This is a genomic window from Enterobacter cloacae complex sp. P15RS (assembly GCF_014895905.1).
Taxonomy (GTDB): domain Bacteria; phylum Pseudomonadota; class Gammaproteobacteria; order Enterobacterales; family Enterobacteriaceae; genus Enterobacter; species Enterobacter quasihormaechei.
Genome location: NZ_JADBQL010000028.1, coordinates 61,582 through 84,849 on the forward strand (window position 1 = coordinate 61,582; position 23,268 = coordinate 84,849).

Sequence of the window (23,268 nt, forward strand, 5' to 3'; positions counted from 1 at the left end):
CCGGCTCGGTTACAGCGTCGGCTCCTGCGGAGGGAGCGGCGAAGCGGGCGGCGACAATACCTGATACGTCTGCACCGGCGCTCTCACGTTCGCCAGATCGAAGTGTTTTTTCACCATGCTGTCGAGGGCAAAGCGCACTGTCCACTGTTTTAGCGGCTGGGTGGTAAACGACACGCGCAGGGTAAAGGCGGTGTTCGTCAGCCCGACGATGCCCGCGAACGACGGCTCGCCAATCACCAGTCCGCGAATATCCTCCATCTCCATCAGCTCGCTCACCGCATCGCGCAGCGCCTGCTTCGCCTTATCGGCATCCTCGTGACGATCGACGTCGTAATTCGCCACCACCGAACCAATGCCGCGCACAAAGTTGGCAAAAGTGGTGATCGATGACCACGGAATAATGTGGTACGCCCCGGTATCCTGACGCACGCCTACCGAACGAATAGACATCCGCTCCACCGTGCCGGTGAGCGGTCCGATGGTCACCAGATCACCGGTGTTCATCCCGTTCTCAAACTGGATGAAAACGCCGGTGATAATATCTTTAACCAGCGTCTGTGAGCCGAAGGAGATCGCCAGCCCCAGCGCACCGGCACCAGCCAGCAGCGGGGCGATATTGACCCCGATTTCCGACAACACAATCATGATGGTAATGGTACTGATGATCACCGCCAGCGCGTTGCGGCACAGGGTCAGCAGCGTGCGGGCGCGGGCGCTCGGCAGCGGCCTGCCGTGAACATCCGACACCAGCCGGTTCTCAATAAGGCTTGCCAGCAGCGTCCAGCCGACGGCGGAGAAGAACAGGATCAGCGCGATACGAATAAGAATATCGACGGTTTTTTCCCCCGCGCCGTTATGCAGCCAGTTCCAGAAGTCAAACAGGCCCCACGCGTTCAGCAGCAGCATGATGGCCACGCAGACGGTCAGAATGCGCGCCACCTTCAGCGACACCGACGTCCAGCCATTAACCCGTTTTTGCAGCTCCGGGTAATTCCGCTGAACCTGCGGCGACAGGGTGATGGTTTTCGACAGCCAGCGGGAAAGCAGGCCAGAAACAAACGCCGCTATGCCGATAATCGCCAGGCTTTTGAACGTCGCCCCCATCATAAATTTCAGGCTGTTGCCCGGATCGAACAGGGAGAAGAAGCACAGCACGATAAAATAGGCGCTGGCCAGCCAGTGCCACACCAGCGCAAAGGCCCGAATAAACAGGCTGAAAAAGGAGAGGGAGCGATCGGCCAGGTTCAGCAGGCTGTCGGTGATGGCCTTTTTATTGTGGAAGATGAGGTACAGCGCCCAGATGGTTATGCAAAGCATGATCAGCACGTTCGCCAGCGCCCCGAACTGCACGTTAACCTGGTTGGAGATAATCGGCACGGCGACCAGCAGGCCGTAGCCGATCAACCCGCTCAGCACGCTCAGCCGCACCGCCCAGTATTTGGCGCTCCGATCCTGAATGGCGAAGGGGCGAAGATCCGGCACGTTCGGGCAGAATATTAGCCGCAGCAGCGCCTTAAAGAACTCGATCAGGGCAAAGGCGTTCAGGAACAGCCCCTGCTGGAAGGCGATGGTTTTATTCCCGGTATTAAGACGGTCGGCCAGCAGCTGACCGACAAAAAGCGTCAGCGCCAGCAGCAGCAAATCGATGATAAAGGCCCCGGTAATCATGGCCGGGAGGTGCAGCCAGCTGCTTTTATGCTGATTCTTTTTACGCCCCCACTGGCCCATCTTCCGGTAGAGCGGCCAGACGCACAGGCGCAGCAGCCAGTAAAAGATAAATACCGCACCCGCCAGAATAGAAAACTGCGTGGCGGCTGCGGAGAAGGTGTGGGGGTTAAAAGGCTTATGCGAGGTGCCAATCAGGTTGCGATAGAGCTGGGCAAAACGCGACGACAGGGCTTCCCCGTAGCGGCGGCTGATGTCGGTGACGTTTTCCAGCACCGTCTTTTCTTCTTCGGCTTCCGGCGGCGCTATGGTCGGAACCGGATCCTGAGGCGGCGTGGCGGCCACCTTCCTCAGCTGATCGATCAGCTCCTGCCGGGACGTGTCGTTCTCAAGCACGTCGGCAAGCGCGCTGTAGGCGGCTTTTTTCTTTTCAGCGTCCGGTTCTGGGGCCGCATTTTGCTGGGTGGCGGTGGCTCCGGTGGTGACGCCGGGAATGGTTACAGCGAGCGATGGCGCGCTAAACAGGCTAAACAGGAGTAACAGGATCCACGGCACGGCGTCCTCCGACAAAAATATCGTGCAAAATGATAAGTATAGAGGGCGAGACGCGGAGGGGAGTTTTTGGGAACAATCCGGCGTAAAAAAGCCGGGCATGCCCGGCTCAGTGTGTGGCTATCAGGAGACGTGTTGCAGGAATTCCTGGAGACGCTGGCTCGGTGGGTTCGCAATCAGCGCCTGCGGATTGCCGTCCTCCGCGATACGGCCCTTATCAATGAAGATCAGACGAGACGCCACTTTTTCGGCAAAGCCGATTTCATGGGTCACGATCACCATCGTCATGCCTTCTTCCGCCAGATCCTGCATCACTTTCAGCACCTCGTGACGCAACTCCGGGTCGAGCGCGGACGTGGGCTCATCAAACAGCATCATCTTTGGCTTCACCGCCAGCGCACGGGCAATGGCCACGCGCTGCTGCTGGCCGCCGGACAGCTCTGACGGGTAGTGGTGGGCACGCTCTGCCAGACCCACTTTCGCCAGCAGATCTTTGGCCAGCGTTTCCGCCGCCGCTTTGCTGGCCCCGCGCACGCGCAGGGGGCCAAACATGACGTTTTCCAGCGCCGTCAGGTGCGGGAACAGGTAAAACTGCTGGAACACCATGCCCGCTTCCTGGCGGATCAGGCGCTCGTCCACTTTCGGATCGTTAACCTTCAGGCCATCGACGATCAGATCGCCGCTGGTGATTTCCTCGAGCTTGTTAATGCAGCGCAGCAGGGTGGATTTACCGGAACCGGACGGCCCAATGATCACCACCACTTCGCCCTGCCTGATGTTTAAATCGATATTGTGCAGCACCTGGGTTGGGCCGAAGTGCTTGGAAACGTTTTTAAATTCAATCACAGGATTTTCATCCTTCTTTCAAGACGACGCAGAACAAAGCTCAGGACAAGCGTGATAATCAGGTAGACAACGGCGACCGCACTCCAGATTTCCAGGGCGCGGAAGTTACCCGCGATGATCTCCTGGCCCTGACGGGTCAGCTCGGCCACGCCGATGACAATAAACAGCGAGGTGTCTTTAATGCTGATGATCCACTGGTTACCCAGCGGCGGCAGCATGCGGCGCAGCGCCAGCGGCAGTATCACGTGACGGATGGTTTCGCGACGGGAAAGGCCTAACGCCAGACCGGCTTCGCTGAAGCCTTTATGAATCGACAGCACCGCGCCGCGGGTGATTTCCGCAATGTAGGCGCCGGAGTTGATCATGATGGTGACAACGGCTGCGCTGAACGGGTCAATGCGCAGGTCGGTGAAGGCCATCGGCAGGGCGAAGTAGATAAACATGACCTGCACCACAATGGGGGTGCCGCGGATCACTTCGATGAAAACCAGTGCGATGTGGTTTGCAATCCAGCCGCCGTAGGTACGAGCGAAACCGGCCACCAGACCGATAATCAACCCGCCAACCAGACCGAGGACCGAAATCCACAGGGTCATTTTAGCGCCTTCAAGCAAGAGAGGAATGGCAGGCCAGATGGCGCTCCAGTCAAACTGCATGATGTATTCCTGTATACCGTGGTGAAAAACGAAAAACGTAGGCCCGGCGCGCGTGAGCGCCACCGGGCGTTACAAACCTGAGTTCAGGTGAAGTTATTTAGGCTCGGTACCGAACCATTTTTTGTAGATTTCGTTATAGGTGCCGTTCTCTTTCAGGGTTTTCAGCGCGCCGTTCACTTTATTACGCAGGTCGTCGCTGCCTTTCGGGAACGCAATACCGTACTGCTGTGCTTCCAGAGAATCGCCTACCGCTTTGAACTTGCCGTTCCCTGCGGTTTTGATGAAATACAGGATGTTAGGCGTGTCGTGCAGCACCGCGTCAGCGCGGTTGGTGCCCAGTTCCATATACGCGTTGTCGATGTTCGGGAACTGACGCAGGTCTTTGGTTTTGATGTTGGCTTTCGCGTAATCCACGGAACCGGTGCCGCTCTTCACGGCGACCACTTTACCGTCGAGATCTTTCACGCTTTTGACGTCGTTGTTATCCGCTTTTACCATCACCAGCAGGCCGCTTTTGTAGTAGCCGTCAGAGAAGTCGATCGCTTTTTTACGTTCTTCGGTGATGGTGATGCCCGCCAGCGCCAGGTCAACGTTTTTGGTTTGCAGCGCCGGGATGATACCGCTGAAGTCCATTGGCTTCAGGGTGTAATCCAGCTTGAGTTCTTTTGCGACAGCGGCCCACAGATCGACGTCAAAACCCACGTATTTGTCACCCTGTTTGAATTCAAACGGTACGAACGCCGTGTCAGTCGCCACAACAAGTTTGTCGGCGGCCTGCGAGGACACCGCAAACGCCAGGGTAAGTGCAGCCAGTGAAACTTTTAATACAGACTTCATAGCATTTCCTTTTATATCCACGGGGCGATCCCCTGCGAGAACCTCTGGCACAATGAAAAAATCATGCCAGTTTTACAAGTTGTTGTTTTGCAAAGGGGATGATGTCACGCATTGCACAAAAAGCGTGGCAATCCTGTCATGTTGCACCAGAATGGAGCACCGTTTTGGTGCGCTTCGTTAAGGTCTTCTGACAGGGGGATATTTAGCGCAAAATCTGACGAAAAAACAATCTTCCGTTAACGGTTGTGTGAGGTGATTATTACATTTCATTCACTTTTGCGACCATTGCGGGCAAAAGTGCGCACCATAAATGTGCAAAACCCCCGCCGGGGGCGAGGGTTATTCAGACAATCCGCAGGGATTATTCGATGTTGGACTCGATAAACCACAGGAACTGATCCAGGTCGCGGGAGGCAGCGGTAAAGATATCCGCAGTGTCTTCATCTTTCGCTTCGCCAATCGCTTTACGCACGTCGTTCGCGACGATCGCGTAACGGTCCGCCAGCTCTTTCAGGTGATCCTGAACGGTATGGATATCCAGCGGATAGCTTTTCAGTGGCGTTTTGCTGTTGATCACCTGCGTGGTACCCAGCGCCACACCGCCCAGCTGTACGGCGCGTTCGGCCATGGTGTCCAGGTGAGTCACCAGTGCTGTGCGGAAGCCATCCAGCATTTCATGAACGGCAATAAAGTTTGCACCGCGCATATTCCAGTGGGCCTGCTTGGTGATCAGCGAAAGATCGATGAACTGGACCACCTGGCGATTCAGCAACTCAATGGTCGCTTTTTTATCGCTATCCGATACATCGTTACGGGTATAAAGCAGATTAGACGCTTTCGTTTTCACCAGTTTAGCGGTACTCATAATCTCATATCCTCTTGATGTTTGTGTCCCAGGTAATTACGGGATTAAGTATAGCACCGGATTTTTTCCCTGCGGTTTGGCTCTGCCTATTGGTTTAATAGCGAAAGGTGGGTTGAAGTTTTAAGTTACTGACTTTTATATATTTTATATAAATTGATGCAGATCAATCTTAATTCCTTCCCGGACAAGGCGGGCAGCTGAAATATTTTGGCAATATAGAAGAGTTTGTAAGAAATTATTTGAAGCGTCGACGAGACCTCTATTCTGCATGGCCGGTAAGCCATGCAGAATTTAAGGGCTAGTTGAGGTCAACTTTTTCAACTTTTGGTTCCGGGCGCATGGTCAGGGTGGAGCCCATTGACGCCGCGATAATAGAACAGAGCGCCAGCGTCTGCACCAGCGTCAGGGTTTCGCCGAGGAAAATCATGCCGGAGATTGCGGCCAGCGCGGGCTCCATGCTCATGAGCGTGCCAAAAATACGCGTAGGCAGCCGCGTCAAAGCGATCATCTCCAGAGAGTAGGGAAGCGCAGTGGAAAGAATGGCGACCGCCAGCCCAACCGGCAGGATGGACCATTGCCAGATCGAATCCGTGGCCTGCGCCATGCCGATCGGGACAAAGATGATGGCGGCAATCAGCGAGCCCAGGGCGACCGTCGCAGGGCCGTGCTCTTCCCCCGCACGCTGGCCAGTGAGAATATACACCGCCCAGCAAGCCCCCGCGCCCAGCGCCAGAGCAGCCCCCGTCAGATCGATCTGTGAAACGCTTTGACCGAGCGGCAGCAGGAACCAGAGCCCCAGCACGGCCAGTATGACCCAGATAAAGTCCACCGGACGACGAGAAGAGAAGAGGGCAACCGCCAGCGGGCCTGTAAATTCAAGCGCAACCGCGATCCCCAGCGGGATAGTCTGAATAGAGAGGTAGAACATGTAATTCATCCCTCCCAGCGCCAGCCCATAGAAGAGCAGGGGAAGGCGCTGCTCCTTTTTAAAACGTAGCCGCCAGGGCTTAAAGATAACCACGAGGATCAGGGTGCCTAACGCGATACGCAGCGCCGTAACGCCCGGCGCACCAACCAGCGGAAAGAGCGATTTTGCCAGCGACGCGCCGCTTTGAATGGACATCATCGCGATAAGTATGACTACCACCGGCATCCAGACCGACGATTTACGGGGTAAACCAGGCATCCTTTCTCCTGTCAATTTTTGTCAAAAGAGGTAAAAGTCGCAGTGTAATGGAAATAAGCTGCGACGGTTGAGCTACTGTTGAAAAAAATCTAGGGAAAATCCGTAAAATGAGGAAAGGTTGATGCTTTTATCGCCTGAAAGATTAGGAATAATCTGGATGAACTTTCTGGCGATGACGCGCACTATTAGCGTTTGAAGGTGAAAATCTGGAGTTATTTGAACAAGATAGCTGGTGCTGGAAATGTTCTGTTACAGGAAAGGTCGCATTAGACATCGTGAATGACAAAGAGTTTCACAGATTTTTTTGATATATTTAAAACTTACGGACTTACTTGAAGCACATTTGAGGTGGTTATGAAAAAAATTGCATGTCTTTCAGCACTGGCAGCTGTTCTGGCTGTTTCCGCAGGTACCGCTGTAGCGGCAACTTCTACTGTAACTGGTGGTTACGCTCAGAGCGATATGCAGGGCGTGATGAACAAAACCAACGGTTTCAACCTGAAGTACCGTTACGAGCAAGACAACAACCCGCTGGGTGTGATCGGTTCTTTCACTTACACCGAGAAAGATCGTACTGAAAATGGCTCTTACAATAAAGGTCAGTACTACGGCATCACTGCGGGTCCTGCTTACCGCCTGAATGACTGGGCAAGCATCTACGGTGTTGTAGGTGTTGGCTACGGTAAATTCCAGCAGACCGAAAACCAGGGTCTGAACCGTACTGCTAGCAACAGCGACTACGGTTTCTCCTATGGCGCAGGTATGCAGTTCAACCCAATCGAAAACGTTGCTCTGGACTTCTCCTATGAGCAGAGCCGTATCCGCAACGTTGACGTTGGCACCTGGATTGCGGGCGTAGGTTACCGCTTCTAATCACTTCGGTGAGCCAGTAAAAAATCCGCCCTTTGAGGCGGATTTTTTTTATGGAAGATAAAGCAAAACGGCAACCAGAGGTTGCCGTTTTTAGTGTTTGTGCCTCTCCCGATGGGAGAGGCCAGTGTGAAGGCATCAGTCCGCACGAGAGGCAGAGATCACTTACTCTTAATATCGAAAATATCCGTTCCCAGATGGTTATAGTCGACTTTCTGTAACTTAAAGTTGGTAATGTACACTGGCGGGCCCTTCTTCCCGGAGATAAACGGGTAATCATTTTTTATCTCTTTCGCCTTAATCCCCGTCCACTGGGAGAAGAATTTCAGGAAATCGTTCGCGGAACGACGCGCTTTGATGATGCGATGCGTTTTGTCATCACTCGACAGCACCATAAACGGTACCTGGAAGTTCTGCTGGAATTTGTCATCGTGGGCCAGATACTGCACCTCTTTTCCGCGCTCCTTAAACGCCAGACCGTGGTCAGAGAAATAGACCATTGAGAAGCTGTCGCCGCTGTTGCGCAGCTGTGCGTACAGCTTGCTGAGCAGATCGTCGGTTTGCGTCATGGTGTAGAGGTAGCAGGAGGTCTCTTTCGACTGCACGAAATCAGCGTATTTTCCCTTCGTGCGGTCGCAGGCCTGCGGATGGGAACCCATCAGGTGCAGAACAATCAGCTGCGGCTGGGTGCGCTGGGTGGCAAAAACCTGCGCGGTCATTTTCAACAGCGCTTCATCTTGCGTATTTTTGTCCGCTTCAAAGTCACCGCTTTTCAGGAACTGTACCTCGTCGGCACGCTTCGCGATGCTGGCAATGGCGGTATCATATTCGCCAATCTGCCCCTGGTTGGAGAACCACCACGTCTGAAAACCGGCCCGGTTGGCCAGGGTGACAAAATTATCCTGAAACTGCGGTTTTCCATCCACGACGCGGTTGAGCGTCAGACCGAGAGATTTTTGCGTTGAGCCGCTGGCCGCCACGTAGTCGGTAAACAGCGTACCGTTGACGGCGCTCGCAAACGGCGTGTTATCCCAGTGACCGCCAAACGCGCCGAGCGCATCGCGACGCGCGCTTTCACCGATCACCACCACGTAGGTGTGATACTTCGGTTTTACCGCCAGCACGTTCCAGGTGTCTTTCATTGTGGAAAGCTCGGCCATACGCGCCTGCTCGTCAAGCACTTCCTCGTTATTCACCACCACGTCTTTAACGAAGCGAAACACCGGATAACCGGTATCTTTCAGCTTAAACACGCCGCCCCAGGCCAGGTTTTGTACCGGCGCGACAAAAAACGTCACCACGCTAAAGGCCAGGCACAGGCTTTCAATTTTACCCCACCGCTTTTTCTCGACGGGCTTACGACGAACCGCCATCACGCCCAGGGCAAAGATGAAAAGGCCAACCACGTAGTTGTACCACGGGAAGATCGTCAGGATCTCCGTGGACTCTTCCATATTGGTGGAGTGTAGCGCCAGCAGGGTATTAAAGTTCGGCGCGCCATAGGCCTGGCCAAACGGGAAATAGGCGGCAGCAACCAGAGAACAGATCCCGATGAGCACTTTTTGCACGCGCGGTGCGCTTTGCCACAGCAGGTGAAGGATGCAGGTGAATCCGACGGCATAAAGCAGGCTGAAGGGGTAGCCAAGGGCAAAGTTAATCAGCAGCGATTGCAAAAAATAGAATCCCGTCCACGGGCTTAAGGCCCGGCTGCGGGTAACAAGTGTATCAATCAGGGTTACGTTCATAGATCGCTATCACGAAAACGCCATGTGCTCACCCTGGCGCCAAGGGTCAAAGCCTGCCTGACTGTGCGTGAAAAGGGAATGAGGGGTCCGCTTCAGCGAGCCGCAAAGGATGCAGGGCTGCAAGAAGATAGTGCGAGCGTGAAGTAAGGTCAACAGTTGCTAAACAGATGTTTTGCGAAGGGGGCTGCAAATCCGCAAAAATAATCGGGAAAAGGACAGTGTGCCGGGGAAAAATGACGGGAAAATGAAGCGGCGTACCGCGACGCCGCTTAGTGGGAAGATTTGTCGTCCTGCTGCGGTTTGGTGGTAAACATATCGCACAGCATGTTCACCAGCATCAGGCGCACTTTAAAAGGAGAGTGGGTAAACACGTTCATACACCTCTTGAATTCATTCATAAGACCTCCTGATTCATGATCCCTTCGATCCGTGAAGGGTGACTGCATTACATACAGATATAGCACAGGCTATATTGTATAGCTATGGCTAATTCGTTAATTTTTTGTGCTTGTAGAGCTATGGTTTACAATGTGCGCTCCGTTACAGGGCGCTGGAAGCGTCAACCCCATTGAGGAAGCACAATGAACCGTCGCGCAGGTAAGCCAACAACAAAAAAAACGACGCAACTGGTGAACGTTGAAGAGCATGTGGAAGGCTTCCGTCAGGTGCGTGAGGCGCACCGCCGGGAACTGATTGATGATTATGTAGAGCTGATCTCCGACCTGATCCGTGAGGTGGGCGAAGCGCGCCAGGTCGATATGGCCGCCCGGCTGGGGGTGTCTCAGCCAACGGTGGCCAAAATGTTAAAACGTCTGGCGTCGGTAGGGCTGATCGAAATGATCCCCTGGCGCGGGGTGTTTCTTACCGCTGAAGGCGAAAAGCTGGCGCAGGAGAGCCGCGAGCGCCATCAGATCGTCGAGAACTTTTTACTGGTGCTGGGCGTCAGCCCGGACATTGCCCGTCGGGATGCCGAAGGGATGGAGCACCACGTCAGCGAAGAGACGCTGGTGAAGTTCCGCGAATTTACGCTCAAATACGGTCCCTCCGCTGAATGAACATTCCCGGTTTGCAGGCCCTGAAACGCGATCGCTTTTTCCATCTTTTACTCATCATTGGCGTTGGGCTCAGCGTCTTTGTGCCCTTCAGGCCGCAGGCCTGGCCCGCGGCAATAGACTGGCGCACCATTATTACCCTGAGCGGTTTGATGATGCTCACCAAAGGCGTTGAGCTGAGCGGCTATTTTGACGTGCTGGGGCGCAAAATGGTGCGCCGCTTTGCCACCGAGCGCAAGCTGGCCCTGTTCATGGTCTTTTCGGCGGCGCTGCTGTCGACGTTTCTCACTAACGACGTGGCGCTGTTCATTGTGGTGCCGCTGACGCTTACGCTGCGTAAGCTGTGCGAAATACCGGTTACCCGCCTGATTATTTTTGAAGCGCTGGCCGTCAATGCGGGTTCGCTGCTTACGCCGATCGGTAACCCGCAGAACATTCTGCTGTGGGGACGCTCGGGCCTGTCGTTTACCGCGTTTACCGGGCAGATGGCGCCGCTGGCGCTGGCGATCGTGGCGACGCTGCTGGTGGTCTGCTGGTTTGCCTTCCCGAATAAAACGTTGCAGTACCACAGCGGTACAGCCGGCCCCCAGTGGCAGCCGCGTCTCGTCTGGAGCTGCCTGGGGCTGTATATCGTTTTCCTCACCGCGCTGGAGCTAAACCAGGCGCTGGCGGGCGCGCTGCTGGTGGCGTGCGGTTTCCTGTTCCTCGCCCGGCGGGTGCTGGTGAGCGTCGACTGGACGCTGCTGCTGGTGTTTATGGCGATGTTTATTGACGTGCACCTGCTGATCCAGCTCCCGGCATTGCAGAACGTTCTCCAGAGCGTCAGCGGTCTGTCGCAGCCGGGATTATGGCTGACGGCGATTGGTCTTTCGCAGGTAATCAGTAACGTACCGTCCACCATTTTACTGCTTAACTATGTTCCCCCTACGGTGTTGCTGGCGTGGGCGGTCAACGTCGGTGGCTTTGGGCTGCTGCCCGGCTCGCTGGCAAACCTTATCGCCCTGCGCATGGCCAACGATCGCCGCATCTGGTGGCGCTTCCATCTATGGTCAATCCCGATGCTGCTCTGGTCAGCGGCGATTGGTTTCGGACTATTCCTTCTCATATAGTGCGCAATTTGTCAGTTTTTCCTGGCAAATGTATAGCAACGTCCTAGCTTTAGTGAACGGCATAGTGTGATGCCGCTCACTGACAGGACCGTTGCTGAACTATGGCAGAAGAACAAAATCCACCTGCTGACGAGCAGGATAAAAACAATAACGAGCGCAAGCGTCCGGGCAAAAAACCGTTAATTATCCTCGGCATTGTGGTCATCGTGATGGTGATTGTGGCGCTGGTCTGGTGGTTTTTAACCCGCAACGAAGAGACCACCGACGACGCCTTCACCGACGGCGACGTGGTGACCATTGCCCCCAAAACGGCGGGCTACGTAACTGAACTTCGCGTGCGGGATAACCAGCGCGTGAAGAAAGGGGACGTGCTGGTGGTGATCGATCCTCGCGATACCACCGCCCAGCGCGATCAGGCTCAGGCCCAGCTTGGGCTGGCGCTGGCGCAGCTGCATCAGGCCCAGGCGCAGCTGGCGCTCTCAAAAGTGCAATACCCCGCCCAGCGCGATGAAGCCAAAGCCCAGGTACTGAAAGCGCAGGCGGATATGGCCAACGCGCAGGCGGAGTACCGCCGTCAGCGCGGCGTTGACCCGCGCGCGACGACGCAACAAAGTATCGATTCCGCCAACGCTCAGTTGCGCAGCGCACAGGCGGGTCTGGCCAGCGCGCAGGCGCAGCTGGAAGTGGCGGAGCAGGTTCAGCTGCAAATCCGCCAGCAGGAAACGAATGTTGAAGCCCGCGAACGGCAGGTCGATCAGGCCAGGGCGCAGCTGGAAACCGCCAACCTGAACCTCTCCTATACCGAAGTCCGCGCCCCGTTCGACGGTTTTGTCACTAAGCGCAACGTCCAGCCCGGTACGCTGGTGCAGGCGGGCACGGCGCTGTTCTCGCTGGTCTCCCCGAACGTGTGGGTGGTGGCGAACTTCAAGGAGTCGCAGCTTGAGCGCATGAAGCCGGGCGATAAAGTGACGGTATCCGTCGATGCCTGGCCGGATATGGCGCTGGAAGGCCATATTGACAGCATCCAGCAGGGCAGTGGCTCGCGCTTCTCCGCCTTCCCGTCGGAAAACGCCACCGGTAACTTTGTGAAGATCGTGCAGCGCGTGCCGGTGAAAATCGTCATTGATAAAGGGCTGGATCCGAACAAGCCGCTGCCGCTTGGGCTGTCGGTTGAACCGAAGGTCACCGTGGAATGACGGACAGCAGCCACGAAAACTGGAAGCCCGCCAGTAACCCGTGGGCGGTGGCGATTGTGGTCACCCTGGCGGTGTTTATGGAGATTCTGGACACCACCATCGTCAACGTGGCGCTGCCGCACGTGGCGGGGTCGCTCTCGGCAAGCTACGACGAATCCACCTGGGTGCTGACCAGCTACCTGGTGGCGAACGGCATCGTGCTGCCGATCTCGGCTTTCCTGAGCCGGCTGTTTGGCCGCAAGCAGTTCTTCCTGATCTGCATTGTGATGTTCACCATCTGCTCGTTCCTGTGCGGCATCGCCACCGAGCTTTGGCAAATCATCCTGTTCCGCGTGATGCAGGGCTTCTTTGGCGGCGGGTTGCAGCCCACGCAGCAGTCGGTGCTGCTCGACTATTTCAAGCCGGAGGACAGGGGCAAAGCCTTTGGCCTCTCCTCCATTGCGATTATCGTCGCGCCGGTGCTCGGCCCGACGCTGGGGGGCTGGATCACCGATAACTACTCCTGGCGCTGGGTGTTCTTCATCAATATTCCGGTTGGGATCGTGACGGTGCTGGCCATCTACCAGCTGCTGGAAGATCCGCCGTGGGAGAAAAAGTCGGAAGAGAAGCTCACCGTCGACTGGACGGGGATCGGCCTGATCGCCCTCGGCCTTGGCTGTTTGCAGGTGATGCTCGACCGGGGCGAAGACGATGACTGGTTCTATTCGAACTTTATCCGCACCTTCGCGGTACTGACCCTGATCGGCATTATTGGCGCGATCTACTGGCTGATGTATGCCAAAAAGCCGGTGGTGGATCTGCACTGCATGAAGGATCGCAACTTTGCGATCTCCAGCCTGCTGATGGCGGGAATGGCGATGATCCTGTACGGCAGCTCGGTGGTGATCCCGCAGCTGGCGCAGCAGGATTTGGGTTATACCGCCACCTGGTCCGGTCTGGTGCTGTCGCCCGGGGCGGTGCTGATTGTGCTGACTATTCCGCTGGTGCTGAAGCTGATGCCGGTGGTGCAGACGCGCTGGATCATCGCCTTTGGCTTTAGCTGCCTGGCGGTGTCGTTCTTCTGGTCCCGCACTCTGACCCCGGATATCGATTTCGAGACGCTGGTTCTGTTCCGCAGCGCCCAGTCGATTGGGCTGGGGTTCCTGTTTGTGCCGCTCACCACCATCGCCTTTATTTCGATCCCAAGGCGGCTCAACGCCGACGCGGCGGCGCTGTTTACCATGTTCCGCAACGTGGCCGGCTCGATTGGCATTTCGCTGTCGACGGCGGCAATCACCGAGCGCTCGCAGGCGCACAGCGCGCACCTGGCCTACCACGCTTCGCCGTTTAACGAGCAGTTCCAGCTGGCAATACGCGAAAGCGCGCAGGCGATCCAGAACTTCACCACTCAGGTGGGTGACCCGACCGGGATTGCCACCGGGCGGATGTACCAGACGATGATCGAGCAGTCGCGCTTCCTGGCCTACATCGACGTCTTCACCATTCTGAGCGCGGTGGCCTTCTTACTGATTCCGTTTTGTTTGTTGCTCTCGCCGGTTAAGAGCGAGGGGAGTGCAGGAGCACACTGATGATACACAGACGTTTACACCCCCTGATGATAATGATGCTGCTGGTGGGCTGCGCCGTCGGGCCGGACTACCAGCCGCCCGCGCCGCCCGCCGCCACACACTGGAACGATAAGGGCGACAGCGCGGTGAAATCGCAAACGTCTTCCGCCGCCACTAACCCGCGCTGGTGGAAAACCTTCGGCTCGCCACAGCTCGACAGCCTGGTTGAGCGCGCCATCGCCGGGAATCTGACGTTACAGCAAACGGTATTGCGCATTGCCGGTGCGCGCGAACAGATTAACCAGGCGGGCGGGGCGTTTTTCCCGTCGGTGAATGGCAATGTGCAGGCAACGCGCCAGCAGCTTGGGCTGGAAGGAGAGCTAAAATCCCACGGCGTGTACGACCAGCTGGATAATGTCGATCCGCAACTGCGAAGCGCGCTAGGCCCGCTGACGCAGCCGATCAATCTTTACCAGGGCAGCTTTGACGCCCAGTGGGAAATCGACCTCTGGGGCAAGGTTCGCCGTCAGGTGGAAGCCGCCGAAGCGCAGCAGAAGGCCGCCATCGAACAGCGTAACGATGCGCTGGTGTCGCTGGAGGCCGAAGTGGCGCGGGCGTGGCTACAGCTGCGCGGGGCGCAGAGCATCATCGCCACGCTCAATACGCAAATTGAGAGCGCGCAGCAGACGCTGGATCTGACCGAAAGCCGCCAGCGCGGCGGGCTGTCGCCGCAGATGGACGTGGAAAACGCCCGGGCGCAGCTGGGTAATCTTGAAGCCCAGCTGCCGCAGTATCAGGCCCAGGAACGCCAGGCGATGAACGGGCTGGCGATCCTGCTCGGTAAACCGCCGGGAGCGCTGGACGCCGAGCTGCAATCAGCGCAGCCGATGCCCGCGCTGCCGGATATCGTACAGACCGGCATTCCGTCGACGCTGGCCCGCCGCCGTCCCGACGTGCGTGAAGCAGAGGCGAACCTCCACGCCGCCACGGCGCAGATTGGCGTCTCGGTGGCTGAACTGTTCCCGAGCTTCACCCTCTCCGGACAGTTTGGCCTGCGCAACAGCGAATCCGGCTGGCTGACCGACTGGAGCAGCCACTTCTACAGCTTCGGCCCGCAGGTTTCCATTCCGATTTTCCAGGGCGGTCGGCTGGTCTCCAGCGTCAAGGTGGCGCGCGCACAGCAGGGCGCGGCGGTGCTGGACTATCGCCAGACGGTGCTGACGGCGCTCGGCGATGTCGAAAACGCGCTGGTGAGCTATCGCACCGATCAGCAGCGTGAGGCGGGTCTCGCGAAAACCATCGACGCACTGCAAAACGCCTTTGATCTCGCCAGCGACAGCTACCGGCAGGGGATCGCCAGCTTTATCGACGTGCTGGACGCCCAGCGTCAGTTGGCCCAGGCCGAACAGCAGCGCGCGCAGGCGCAGGTGCAAAGCGCGCTTGACCTGGTAGCGCTTTATAAAGCCCTCGGCGGCGGTTGGGAGCCGTATCAGCAGGTTCGACTGCCGGATTATGCTGTCTTTGGCGACGCTCCGCGCGGATAAATTCAGAGAAATGGGCAAGAAACGGACAGGAACGCCACATTCGCGAGGGCAGAGGGGCGGGTATAACTGACAGACACCCAAACGACATGCGAGGAATGACTTATGCGTTATCAAAAACTGGGCAATACCGGGCTGTTTGTTTCTGAACTGTGCCTCGGCACCATGACCTTCGGGGGTGAAGGCGGCATGTGGGGCAAGATTGGTCAGCTACAGCAGAGTGAGGCCGAGCAGCTGGTGGGCGGCGCGCTGGATGCCGGGATTAACTTCATCGACACCGCCGACGTTTACTCGGAAGGGCGTTCGGAGGAGATTACCGGGCAGGCGCTGAAGAATCTGAAAATTCCGCGCGAAAACGTGGTGGTTGCCACCAAGGTGTTTGGTGAAACCGGCACCGCGGGGGTGAACTCGCGCGGTAGCTCGCGGTATCACATCATCAGCAGCGTGAAGGAGAGCCTGCGCCGCTTGCAGCTGGATCATATCGATCTCTATCAGCTTCACGGCTTTGACCCGGCAACGCCTGTTGAAGAGACGCTCTACGCACTGGATAACCTGGTGCAGCATGGTCACGTGCGCTACATTGGCGTCTCGAACTGGGCGGCATGGCAGATTGCCAAAGCGCTGGGCATTTCCGAGCGTCTGGGGCTGGCGCGTTTTGCGTCGTTGCAGGCGTACTACACCATCGCCGGACGCGACCTTGAGCGCGAGCTGGTGCCAATGATGCAGAGCGAAGGCGTCGGACTGATGGTCTGGAGCCCTCTGGCTGGCGGCCTGCTGAGCGGAAAATACGATCGGGACGGGCAGAGCGCGACCGGTGGTCGTCGCCTGGCGTTCGACTTTCCGCCGGTAAATAAAGACCGCGCCTTCGACTGCGTGGACGTTATGCGCAAGATTGCCGGGAGCAAGGGCGTCTCTGTCGCACAAATCGCCCTGGCGTGGCTGCTGCACCAGAAAGCGGTGACCAGCGTCATTATTGGTGCGAAACGCGTCGATCAGCTTGACGATAACATTGCCGCCACCGGGATCCGCTTAAGCGAAGACGAGCTTAAGCAGCTGGATGCCGTCAGCGCGCTGCCGCGTGAATATCCGGGCTGGATGCTGGAGCGGCAGGGGGAGTATCGTCAGGGTCAACTAACGCAGCAGAGTATTTGATTCTCGTTGATAACCGGAACTATTTATCGTTCCGGTTATCAATTTTTCTTAATTAGCATAGCTTAGATGTTTTTTATATGACATATTTCTGGCGGTATTTCCAATACTTAACCATCACCGAGAATTGCTGATATATGTGTAGATTTTTCCTTTTTTATTTAATTGAGAAAGAACCGATACTGAGCCATTAGCCACAAATCCTACATCAGTAGTTATTCCTTAGAATAAGTTGAATCAGACGACAGTGAAGCATTTATGACCGTGCCAGAAAGTGATACTCCCCGGCGCTGTAGACTGCCATCTTTCCGGAGCTTTCTGTCCGCGTTTTCCCCACAGTGACGATGACGTCATCCCCTTTGCCAACCAGCAGAGATTTCTGAACGTTGACCTGCAAGGACTACATCAGCGCCACCGAATTATTCGTCACCCTACTAAGAATCGGCGGATGCAGTGGTAGATATAGATTTATCGCTTTTGTGTATATACCACTACTTATCTCCTCAATCATGCTACTGTATAATAAAATTATTGTCATCCATTTTACAACCACCTTTTTGTGAAGATTATTTGTCAGTAAGTTGTAAGATTGATGCCCTCTCTTCTCCCAATAGATATTGTCTGCCAATCAATCTTGTATTACCTAAAAGACTCATTGATAATGTTGATGCACCAAAAGAAAAATAACAATTTTTATTGTTTGTTATTATCTCCCATTTATAATACTGTGGAAGTCGAAGCGTTGTTTTTACGTTTGTTTTTTTTATATCAATAATGTATAAACCAGTTTCTGAGGCGGTGTACTTGCTTTCAGCCCATTCAATATTAACTTTGAGATCTGTAACATTAGAAAAAGAAACAACAGCCTGGCAAACTGAAAATAATGGCTTTCCACTAAAAGTATCCTCACTCCATTCTATTATATGATCTATATCAAAACGTAAAGGAGATATTCCACCATCAATATTTTCCGGCAAAAATATTCCATGTATCGCATTGTCATGGAATGAGATATTTTCAAAATCGTGTGTCATAATCATTGTCCTTGTATCATGGTGCAACACCGCACCCACCAAATTCATGTTTAGCATGGTTGCACTCACATGTTTTGGGGTTTTGATTATTTACATCATAATGCCAATGAATAGAACTGCCAGTTTTTGCCATACAACCATGGCCTCCCTTAAGTGGGTCAGGATCACGCTCATATTTCCTTAATCATATATATTCCACCCACACATCAATACTATCGGGTACTGAGTTTTATATTGCCCCTGCTGCGGGTCGTAATACCGGTACCGGTTATACACAGCCTCGTCTCTTTATCGTGCTTTCGCCCCGATAGCCGGAGATTCTCCGGGTTATCCTCCCGCAGCACATTGCTCCATTCGTTATATTCCGCGCGCCATCCGATTCTGCCGTCGCTGTGTTTCAGCATCAGGCCCCGGTGGTTGCAGTTATGCAGATGAACTTTCATCTCCTGTAGGTACTCCTTATCCAGTTGTTCCGCCAAGTGCTAATAAGGGGCATGTTCATTTAACTAAAATCACCCTCACAGAGGTAATCGTATTCGTGCTTCTATACCCTAACGTCATTGGCTATTAACAGAAGCATTTCAACCCAAGAAAAGAAATACAGAGTAATAAAATTTAAAATCCCTAACAGAGATAATCTCAGTATCAATCCATCAGTTTTATTTGTTAAAAAAAATATAGCGTAATATATAAAAACCAACAAAGGAGGGTTTAGAAAAAGAATAATATCATTTTTTATAGTAAACGTTAAACGAATAATAAAATCAGATATTACATCATTTTTCTGCGAGCGAAATGGATGGTAAAGTAGCAATGCGGCCTGAATTGACAATATAGATATATCAGCAATAAGCACTCTTATCAGAAAACCGTTCATTGTTTCGCGCCTTCTATTTTTTTTGTACTCATCCAGAACATCACTTACAAAGTCTTGGCAGTTATTTACTATAAAACCATAGTTATCACTTCCATATTGTTTGCTTCCTTTCGGAAGTAATAAGTTATCAGGTTCATGTTTGACTATTTCCACTCTTTTTTTCATTATTTCATCGCTATATTTTTCTTTATTACAGGTATAATCATTGGTTCTAGGTTCACTGAATAATCCACTATCACCACCATAGCCGATATTAGTACCATCATCAAAGAATATGTGTGCATGGAAAATGCCAAGATCGAAACCTGTCTTGCCATTTGTCCTAAAACCTCTCGAACCTTTAAGCGGTCTTGTACAAATTTGTGCCAAACCTAGTGGATCTATAAATCGAATTGGATTCAACGCATACTGATAAAAATTCCACCCCCCCCCGCAGTCCTATCGGATCCTGCGTGATATACCGTCCCTGCTGCGGGTCGTAATACCGGTGCCGGTTATAGTACAGCCCCGTCTCTGCATCATACTGCTGCCCCGGTAGGCGGATGAGCTGTGCCAGATAGTGCGGATTCTGCTCGCGCAGCACATTCCCCCACGCATCGTATTCTGCCGACCAGTGTTTTTTCCCGGAATGGCTGACCAGGGCCGGTGGCCGCAGTGGTACTGGTGGATATTTCTTTCCGGCGCGTACTCCGCCTTTATCTGGTGCTCCGGTGTCACCCCGCCCTGCGCCAGTCACCGCTGGTTTGCTTCACTGAGTTCCCCGCGCTGTAGCTCCGCTTCCAGATTATCTACCATAGCCTTAGTTCCGGCGGAAAGGTCACGCTGAATTCCGGATTCGATCCTCCGGTACGATTCCATGTGATGTAATTTGTAAAAAAACATTCTATACCGTCCTGCAAGTTGTATAGGTTCAGCTATCGGCATCAAGCCGCACCGCTGGCTGCTCAGTATGCCTATCTAAGGACAAAAATAACCTATATCCGTAACCCAATGTGAATTCTGCTCGATCAAAGAACAACAATTTGGTATATATGGCAAGATTTCTGCCTGCTTTTTTTGAATGGCATATTTACACGCATAATCTTGCTTTAGCCCAACATCCGAAAGCGAAGGATTAGCTCCCTTTTCAAGCAATAACTTTGCAAAGTTAATATTGTTTTTCCAAATGGCGGTAATTAATGCAGTATCTATTGGTGATTTTGCTATTGCATCAATGTCAGCGCCATGAGATAGTAAATAATTAGCTATATCTCTATGTTTCTCCGTTCCATAATATGCAGCAATTATTAAAGGTGTCTCATTATACCTGCCAGTAACAGAATTTACATCTGCTTGAGCTACTTCAACTAAAAAATGTACTGCTTCAATATTTGCGCTTCCTACAGCTAAGTTTAGCGCTTCATTCTTTTCTTGGGTTGTCACTAATGAACATTGGTTGAACTCATTTTGTTTGCACATATTTTGTTTCAAACATTTTTCACAAAAAAACCATATCTCTTTTAACCCACCAATAGCAATAGGTGAACTTGCCATAGATGTCAGTGATAGATTTTTTTCAGCCTCATAGGCATCGCAGGAAACAATGAATAATGTAAGGGTTAGGGTCGCTATTTTTAGGGGGGTAAACGGTATTTTTTTTATGTGCATTAGTTTGTACCGTTCCCTGATGTTTTATTTGCCGCCTCTCGTTGAGCCGCTTCGAAAGCGGGGCCACCTTTTTTTTCCACTGCTAACTGATAAATACCCGCAGCAGTATAGCATTTATAAAGCATATCATCTGAGCTCAGTGTATCCTTCCAGATTCTGTCACATGCCAACACTATATCGTTCCCAAAATGAGTATCACATGATTGCTTACTGCTTCCTGATGTTCCATAGCAGATATCATGATTTCTACAAGCTTGCATAAAACTAACACCATACAGACCATCTGGAACAAATTTATCTGTACTTTCATCTCCGCAACCATATCCCCAAGGGTAACCATCAGGCCTTAATGAAACTGGATTTGTAGTATCGACCCCTTCTTGGGCTACATTTGTAATTTTTGATTTATACCCTGGTTGGTTAATATAGGAACCTAATGAATTCCACCCCGCTAATCCAAGAGGGTCAATTTCTGTTATTGGATTGGACGTATATATATAAAAATTCCACCCGCCCCGCAGCCCTATCGGGTCCTGCGTGATATACCGCCCCTGCTGCGGGTCGTAATACCGGTGCCGGTTATAGTACAGCCCCGTCTCTGCATCATACTGCTGCCCCGGCAGGCGGATGAGCTGTGCCAGATTGTGCGGGTTCTGCTCGCGCAGCACATTCCCCCACGCATCGTATTCTGCCGACCAGTCTGTTTTTCCGTCACTGTTCACAAGCGCCAGCGGCAGCCCCCGGTGGTCGCAGTGGTACAGGTGAATTTTTCTCTGCGGCGCGTAGTCCGCTTCCAGGTTATCCATCAATGCCACCAGTTTCGGAGAATACCCCCCTATCTGCTAAGGCTCCTGCGCTCACGGCAGCTTTTTCGCACAAGGTATACAGCGTCACGAAAATATCGTAGGCGGTAGTCTCTATCATGACCATCTGTAAACTGTACCGCTATGAAAGAAAAAATTTCAGTCAAAATAAGTTGTTCAAGTATAGCGGCATTGCTGATGACTCAACTAAAACTCAGTCTATTGGTCTTTGAGTTTTATTGCATGAATGTCATCATATACTATTTGAGCTATTTTGCTTTTGCCGCCTTCCTTTTTTATCACAAATGATTCGTTTAATTCATAATTAGTGTATGTAGAATGATAAGATATTTTTATTTTATCCTCTCCAATTAATGCCTCAACTTGATCGCTTTTCACTAATCGGCCAAAGCGATACTTTCCAAGTACTGAGAAGTTTTTATTCATAAGGGTAAAATAATCTGCTCTGGTCATTGATTTTTTAAATTCTTTAGAAACCACGTCGGTATAAATCCCATTAAAATCCTTTGCGTTGAATTTATTATGAAAAGACTCAACCACCAAGATCGCCTTTTGGACATCATCATTTTTACACGCACTTAGTGAAAAAATCAAAAAAACTAAAGAAATCAGAAAAATATAAAATTTCATATCAATTTACTATGCATTTTGTATATTGTTGGCAAGTAACTATGCCAGTAAATCCACCACCACCAACACCACCACTGAGCGTTGCAGATATATGTGTAGGATCTTCCTTTTTATTTATTTCAAACAAAACCTTTACTGCGCTATTAGCCATCAATCCTACAACAGTAGTTGCTCCTGTGTAATATAATGCACCAGATGATGGGGGAGCATTAGTGAACGTACCACAAAGTAACGCTGCCCCAGTTCTCCTCTATGCCTGCACTTTCACAGCACATTATGATTGGTTCGCTTTAAGAGTAAAAAGATTTCACATTATATTGAACTTCTTAGTAAGATAGGTATTGAATCACTTCCTTTAATTTTATATATTTTATTTTTATCAATAAGCAAGGATGCATTGTCAGAATAAAGTTCTATATAACCTACTTTATCACTAAAAATTATCTTAAAATAAAACCTGTTGTTTTTTGTTAATAATTTTTCTATTCTGTAAATGTACAAACAATCAGCTTTATAATGTTTTTCCTCCTCCATATCAGAAGATAATTTTATGTTAAAACTACTTACACCATTAAAATTCAATTTCGCCGGGCAAACATGAAAAGTTATATCACCATTATCCAGCGAGGAATCACTTCCCGTTACATAATCGATATCGATTACTAAGGAGGGAGTAACTGATGTTTGGCTACCATCAAAATTGAAATTCATGCCCCATATTTTACTATCATTAATTAATGTAATATAATCTTCAGTTAACTCTAAACTTTTCATGAAATTCATCTCTATTTAAGGTTAGGGGGCTACACCGCATCCGCCAAAAGCGTGCTTTTGGAGATGGCAGTTACATGAGGAGTCCTGGTGATAAACCTGGTAATGCCAATGCGTTTGTGATCCTGTTTTACCTTTGCAGTTGCCATGATCATGATCAAAGTGTGTCGTTTTATTAAATTTTGTACCCGCAGGAGGATTGCATGGAGGACAAGTTTTTTCTTCACACTTAGTCAAGCTTGTCGAGGTGACATTTGTCAATACTTGCTTACCAGCTGGTGTAGACAGTGCCGCTGCTGCAAATACCCCCGTTGATATCCAGGCAACAGCTTGAGCACTTAAATAGTAACCACCAATAACCAAGGGCACAAATAACCCCAGTGGGTCAATATCAGTTATCGGATCTAACGGATACTGATAAAAATTCCACCCGCCCATCAATCCTATCGGGTCCTGCGTGATATACCGCCCCTGCTGCGGGTCGTAATACCGGTGCCGGTTATAGTACAGCCCCGTCTCTGCATCATACTGCTGCCCCGGCAGGCGGATGAGCTGTGCCAGATTGTGCGGGTTCTGCTCGCGCAGCACATTCCCCCACGCATCGTATTCTGCCGACCAGTCTGTTTTTCCGTCACTGTTCACAAGCGCCAGCGGCAGCCCCCGGTGGTC

At 52.3% G+C, this 23,268-nt stretch carries 21 protein-coding genes and 2 pseudogenes; 8 read left to right on the plus strand and 15 right to left on the minus strand.

From position 1 onward, the window contains the following. Window positions 1-9 precede the first annotated feature (9 nt). From ybiO to rhtA, 6 genes are all read right to left on the minus strand, one after another. A complete protein-coding gene (ybiO, locus tag IM267_RS17400; protein WP_193033917.1) occupies window positions 10-2,220 on the minus strand; it encodes a mechanosensitive channel protein in 2,211 nt (736 codons plus the stop codon). A gap of 120 nt (window positions 2,221-2,340) precedes the next feature. After that, entirely contained in the window at window positions 2,341-3,063 is a 723-nt protein-coding gene (glnQ, locus tag IM267_RS17405; RefSeq protein WP_022647522.1) for a glutamine ABC transporter ATP-binding protein GlnQ, read from the minus strand. After that, window positions 3,060-3,719, minus strand: a complete 660-nt coding sequence (gene glnP, locus IM267_RS17410; protein ID WP_003858462.1) for a glutamine ABC transporter permease GlnP — start codon at window positions 3,717-3,719, stop codon at window positions 3,060-3,062. Before glnP ends, glnQ begins: the two co-directional genes overlap by 4 nt. A gap of 93 nt (window positions 3,720-3,812) precedes the next feature. After that, window positions 3,813-4,556 (minus strand): glutamine ABC transporter substrate-binding protein GlnH, encoded by a 744-nt coding sequence (glnH, locus tag IM267_RS17415; RefSeq protein WP_003858455.1) that lies wholly within the window; start codon window positions 4,554-4,556, stop codon window positions 3,813-3,815. 361 nt (window positions 4,557-4,917) lie between these two features. Next, a complete protein-coding gene (dps, locus tag IM267_RS17420; RefSeq protein WP_000100801.1) occupies window positions 4,918-5,421 on the minus strand; it encodes a DNA starvation/stationary phase protection protein Dps in 504 nt (167 codons plus the stop codon). Window positions 5,422-5,719: 298 nt separating this feature from the next. Then, entirely contained in the window at window positions 5,720-6,607 is an 888-nt protein-coding gene (gene rhtA / locus IM267_RS17425) for a threonine/homoserine exporter RhtA (protein WP_193033905.1), read from the minus strand. 354 nt (window positions 6,608-6,961) lie between these two features. On the opposite strand from rhtA, the gene ompX reads away from it, so the two are divergent. Further along, a complete protein-coding gene (ompX, locus tag IM267_RS17430; RefSeq protein ID WP_003858450.1) occupies window positions 6,962-7,480 on the plus strand; it encodes an outer membrane protein OmpX in 519 nt (172 codons plus the stop codon). Between the two features lie 158 nt (window positions 7,481-7,638). On the opposite strand, the gene IM267_RS17435 is transcribed toward ompX, so the two are convergent. Together IM267_RS17435 and mntS are read right to left on the minus strand one after the other, a co-directional pair. Beyond that, window positions 7,639-9,222, minus strand: a complete 1,584-nt coding sequence (locus IM267_RS17435) for a phosphoethanolamine transferase (protein ID WP_193033906.1) — start codon at window positions 9,220-9,222, stop codon at window positions 7,639-7,641. Window positions 9,223-9,491: 269 nt separating this feature from the next. Beyond that, complete coding sequence (gene mntS / locus IM267_RS17440; RefSeq protein WP_063449276.1) at window positions 9,492-9,620, minus strand: manganase accumulation protein MntS; 129 nt, start codon at window positions 9,618-9,620, stop codon at window positions 9,492-9,494. Window positions 9,621-9,803: 183 nt separating this feature from the next. On the opposite strand from mntS, the gene mntR reads away from it, so the two are divergent. The 6 genes from mntR to IM267_RS17470 all read left to right on the plus strand — a co-directional run bounded on the left by mntR (window position 9,804) and on the right by IM267_RS17470 (window position 16,819). Continuing rightward, entirely contained in the window at window positions 9,804-10,277 is a 474-nt protein-coding gene (gene mntR / locus IM267_RS17445) for a manganese-binding transcriptional regulator MntR (RefSeq protein WP_063449275.1), read from the plus strand. Beyond that, a complete protein-coding gene (locus IM267_RS17450) occupies window positions 10,274-11,383 on the plus strand; it encodes an anion transporter (protein WP_193033907.1) in 1,110 nt (369 codons plus the stop codon). Before mntR ends, IM267_RS17450 begins: the two co-directional genes overlap by 4 nt. Window positions 11,384-11,484: 101 nt before the next feature. Then, window positions 11,485-12,579 carry an HlyD family secretion protein gene (locus IM267_RS17455; protein ID WP_063866179.1) on the plus strand — a complete coding sequence of 365 codons (1,095 nt, stop codon included), beginning with the start codon at window positions 11,485-11,487 and terminating at the stop codon, window positions 12,577-12,579. Further along, on the plus strand, window positions 12,576-14,147 hold the full coding sequence (locus tag IM267_RS17460) for a DHA2 family efflux MFS transporter permease subunit (protein ID WP_193033908.1): 1,572 nt from the start codon (window positions 12,576-12,578) through the stop codon (window positions 14,145-14,147). Before IM267_RS17455 ends, IM267_RS17460 begins: the two co-directional genes overlap by 4 nt. After that, window positions 14,147-15,670 (plus strand): efflux transporter outer membrane subunit, encoded by a 1,524-nt coding sequence (locus IM267_RS17465; RefSeq protein ID WP_112792560.1) that lies wholly within the window; start codon window positions 14,147-14,149, stop codon window positions 15,668-15,670. Before IM267_RS17460 ends, IM267_RS17465 begins: the two co-directional genes overlap by 1 nt. A gap of 102 nt (window positions 15,671-15,772) precedes the next feature. Next, window positions 15,773-16,819, plus strand: a complete 1,047-nt coding sequence (locus IM267_RS17470) for an aldo/keto reductase (protein ID WP_193033909.1) — start codon at window positions 15,773-15,775, stop codon at window positions 16,817-16,819. A gap of 563 nt (window positions 16,820-17,382) precedes the next feature. Here IM267_RS17470 and IM267_RS17475 read toward each other — a convergent pair. From IM267_RS17475 to IM267_RS17495, 5 genes and pseudogenes are all read right to left on the minus strand, one after another. After that, window positions 17,383-17,850, minus strand: a complete 468-nt coding sequence (locus IM267_RS17475; RefSeq protein WP_193033910.1) for a hypothetical protein — start codon at window positions 17,848-17,850, stop codon at window positions 17,383-17,385. A gap of 1,210 nt (window positions 17,851-19,060) precedes the next feature. Further along, window positions 19,061-19,551, minus strand: a pseudogene (locus IM267_RS21575) (RHS repeat-associated core domain-containing protein); the annotation flags it as partial. Window positions 19,552-19,684: 133 nt separating this feature from the next. Beyond that, on the minus strand, window positions 19,685-20,374 hold the full coding sequence (locus tag IM267_RS17485; RefSeq protein ID WP_193033911.1) for an ankyrin repeat domain-containing protein: 690 nt from the start codon (window positions 20,372-20,374) through the stop codon (window positions 19,685-19,687). Beyond that, window positions 20,374-21,159 (minus strand): annotated as a pseudogene (locus IM267_RS17490) (RHS repeat-associated core domain-containing protein); the annotation flags it as partial. The gene IM267_RS17485 and the pseudogene IM267_RS17490, both read right to left, overlap by 1 nt. Before the next feature lie 237 nt (window positions 21,160-21,396). Further along, entirely contained in the window at window positions 21,397-21,738 is a 342-nt protein-coding gene (locus IM267_RS17495) for a hypothetical protein (protein ID WP_193033913.1), read from the minus strand. 41 nt (window positions 21,739-21,779) lie between these two features. Here IM267_RS17495 and IM267_RS17500 point away from each other — a divergent pair, with 41 nt between their 5' ends. Further along, window positions 21,780-22,010 (plus strand): hypothetical protein, encoded by a 231-nt coding sequence (locus IM267_RS17500; RefSeq protein ID WP_193033914.1) that lies wholly within the window; start codon window positions 21,780-21,782, stop codon window positions 22,008-22,010. A 130-nt stretch (window positions 22,011-22,140) separates the two neighbouring features. On the opposite strand, the gene IM267_RS17505 is transcribed toward IM267_RS17500, so the two are convergent. Then, a complete protein-coding gene (locus IM267_RS17505) occupies window positions 22,141-22,602 on the minus strand; it encodes a hypothetical protein (protein WP_193033915.1) in 462 nt (153 codons plus the stop codon). Between the two features lie 21 nt (window positions 22,603-22,623). After that, window positions 22,624-23,268: RHS repeat-associated core domain-containing protein (locus IM267_RS17510; RefSeq protein WP_193033916.1), on the minus strand; the 645-nt coding region annotated here is incomplete at its 5' end.